Below are 3,356 nucleotides of genomic sequence, written 5' to 3'. Positions count from 1 at the left end.
GAGGATTACGAAGCCTTGCTGCCGTGGAACTGCGAACCTCGACTTCACAGCTAAGCGCTTTACCTATCTTTAGCCAAGTGGGGTTTATGGAGCGCTTACCCACAATCGAGATATTTGGCGCTTTTTCTCTTATGAAGCCTGTTATCGTCAAGACATCATCAATTACTGAGTTTCCCGAGATTCTGGTGTCTGCCGGAACGTTGTCGATGAGCAACCCATGCTCAGGATGCGCAGCTAGAATAGTGCGGAATTCCTGCATGCGAAAGCCTGAACAACCATTCACGTTTTCGAAGATATGGTCCAGGTTTTTATAGTCGGTTATGTCTAAATTGATCCACGTCCTTTTTATTTCTGCTTCGTTCTCTAGGCAACGGATGAATTCATCACCGTACATATCCCACGAGGCAACCATCCACAAGGTCTTCTCTGAATAAAGCTGTCTAAATCCTTCTTGGAAAGTCGTCGCCGGAAAAGCATTGAGCATGTGGGGATGGAAAGCCGGCAGGGAGTATTGCGCGTTTAAGTATTCCTTCTCATGTTCGAAATCCGTTACTTGCATGCTTGGGCTGGCCGAGGCGGCGGCTTCAACCAGGCCAGCGTTTTCATCAGTTAATTTTTTTTTTTAAGATTCAGTATGACTCTGTAGGTTGCGAATTCGTTTTGTCTTTTAGGCAGCGACGCAGTATCAGGGCGAATAGTCCAGCCGCCGGCACCAGTTCGCTGTTCGGCGCGTTTGGGCCACCACGTAATCTCGTCCGCATCGAAATCGATTCGCCCAAAATTATAGCCGTGACGCCGCTCAGAGTGGTCACGGTACTGCTCCAGACCGAAAAGCGACGCGGCTTGAAACGAGCGCTTTACCTCAAAGTCACCATAGTCTTCTTGGACGGCGACAGGTTGGTGCATATGACCGAAGAGATGCGCAGTAAACCTGCCCAGGGGGTTGATCTCGAGGTTGAAGAGCTCCTCTGAAGCGGTGGAAAGCCAATTAGCTGGATGATGTGTAATGATCAAATTGGCATGGTTAGCTGCAGTCCATTCGTTGATATTCTGCTCAGGGATCTGGTGGAGCTGCGGAAGCCCCAGTTCCAGCTTGCCTTTTAAGTCTCCGCCTGTGATCTGGCTCCAAGCCGTATTCATGCCTAGCAACCCGACCCGGAACTCACCTTGTTGCCATACACCACAGCTATCTCCAGGCAAAGCCCCGACGCTGTCCTGAATCAACGGAATTTTGCTGGCCTTAAGTTTGGATAGCAGCTGGGAATAGTTTTTGAACATTCCTGCCACTTGTTCAACGTAAGGCCCCTTCTTGTCATAGAAAACCTCGGCTATGTGCTGGTCCCAATTTTTGAGAGCCATTTCGACCGGCGAATGAGGTTTCGGTCGTTCCAAGTCGTGGTTGCCAGGTATCAAAAATAACGAAGGGTTTTGACCAATCGTTTTAAACTGATCCCAAAGCGCCGTGATTTCTTTGAAGATCGCGTCAAATTCATTTTTGTCGGCCTTCTGGGTGAGGTCTCCTGAAAACACGACTACGTGTAAGTCTCCATTGGCTACGCAGTGATACTTGATGTCTGAGTAAAAGCTTGGCTTAACGTCGGCCCACAGATTTTCGGAGCCATTCATTCCCTGATGGAAATCGCTGATATGCAGCCAGTTAAACTTATTGTTGCTCGTCATAGCGGTTTGATCCTTTCATCCGTTTCCGCCGGGTCCACCCGGCTCTTGCATCGTCATTCCAACCCCCGGGACCAAAGTGGTGGCCAGCTTGGGGAAGGGGGAGCTACTTTGCCAAGTGGCCTTATTACTTCGTTTTATCAGCGACGGTCATAATGCTAAACCGAGCAGCATCGCTAGCTTCGTGACCCAGTCGCGATTAAACATGGAGGTCCGGTCGGACAGAACAAAATCCCTGATCGGAGCTTCAAGAATCCGTGGCCAATTTTTTTGCGGCAAACGGCTCATTGATCTTTGCACACCCACCTAGAGTAGCTGGTAACCGGTGGCAGATCACAGGGTGCCTTTCCGGAATCGCAGTTCCGCCACGTTTTCTGCGTCTACCTTCCAAGTGACATAGACATCCACCGAGGATACAAGCGGACAATGCATTACGCCACTACAAGCCGGGGGATTTGCCTAGGGAAGCTCCGATCAACTTGCCGCGCGGCGGCGGCAAGTCCAAATTTCCTCGGGACGCAGCGCTATTTGCCAAAAAACGACCGATGCTTCGTGTATTGAGGGCTATTTCGTCTTCTCTTCCGTGTTAAACACGCAACTCGCCCATACCTATCAGCTGTTTTCGAGCCATCCACAGGTTTGACAGGGCGAACAGCGTGGTCAACTGAGCTGTGTTTTTCATCAGCCCACGAAAGCGCACTTTAACGTAACCAAACTGCCGCTTGATCACCCGAAACGGATGCTCAACCTTGGCCCGTGTCTGAGCTTTGCAGTACTCGATCTTGCGCTTGGCTTTGTACAGCAGGCTGCGTTTATTCAACCTGGAATAGGTGCTGCGGCGGGCTGCGATTTGCCAGATCACTTCACGATTTTCATGCTCTTCACGCTTCTCGACACCGGTGTATCCAGCGTCCGCATACACCGCGTTTTCTTCGCCATGCAATAGTTCGGCGACCTGTGTGACATCGGCCACATTGGCGGCGGTGCCATGAACGTGATGAACCAGGCCGGACTCGACATCAGCGCCAATATGGGCCTTCATTCCGAAGAAATAATACTGATTACCTTTCCTGGTCTGATGCATCTCGGGATCGCGCTTGCCTTCCTCGTTCTTGGTGGAACTGGGGGCATGAATAATGGTGGCATCAACGATAGTGCCTTGGCGCAGGGACAGGCCTTTTCTTGCAGATAACCGTTGATGACCGCGAGTATCGCAGGGGCCAGCTGATGCTTTTCCAGCAGGTGCCGGAAGTTCATGATCGTGGTGTCTTCAGGTATCGGGGCGCTCAAGGTCAGGCGTGCAAACTGGCGCATGGGCGTGATTTCGTAGAGCGCTTCTTCCATGGCCGGGTCGCTCAGGGAGAACCAGTTCTGCAGCAGATGAATGCGCAGCATGGTTTCCAGAGGATAGGGCTTTCTGCCACCGCCGGCCTTGGGATAGAACGGTTCGATCAGGCCCAGCAGACCTGCCCAGGGGACAACCTGATCCATCTCGATGAGGAAGCGTTCGCGGCGTGTCTGCTTGCGTTTACGGGCGTATTCGAAATCGGAAAAGCTCATCTGGCTCATCTGGCTCATGGGTGCGGATTCCACGCCATCTGGACACTCAGCCCACCAACATCCGGACACCCGTTCCACGCTCATCCGGACAGGCAGTCGGAGCGCAGCTACGCAGGTTC

General features: G+C 52.0%; 3 protein-coding genes. All 3 read right to left on the bottom strand.

Going from position 1 to position 3,356, the window contains the following annotated elements:
* Positions 1–559, bottom strand: a 559-nt coding sequence (locus tag KDX37_RS28855; protein ID WP_231656584.1) for a hypothetical protein, incomplete at its 3' end; no start/stop codon positions are given.
* A 50-nt stretch (positions 560–609) separates the two neighbouring features.
* On the bottom strand, positions 610–1,680 hold the full coding sequence (locus KDX37_RS28850; RefSeq protein ID WP_231656583.1) for a metallophosphoesterase family protein: 1,071 nt from the start codon (positions 1,678–1,680) through the stop codon (positions 610–612).
* A gap of 583 nt (positions 1,681–2,263) precedes the next feature.
* A protein-coding gene (locus KDX37_RS28845) for an IS5 family transposase (RefSeq protein WP_406643491.1) occupies positions 2,264–3,246 on the bottom strand; the annotation gives its coding sequence in 2 pieces (ribosomal slippage) (positions 2,264–2,859 and positions 2,859–3,246; 984 coding nt in all).
* Between the last annotated feature and the right edge of the window lie 110 nt (positions 3,247–3,356).

This window comes from Pseudomonas californiensis, from assembly GCF_021147775.1.
GTDB classification, from domain to species: Bacteria; Pseudomonadota; Gammaproteobacteria; order Pseudomonadales; family Pseudomonadaceae; genus Aquipseudomonas; species Aquipseudomonas californiensis.
This window is presented reverse-complemented; position numbering and strand designations above follow the sequence as displayed.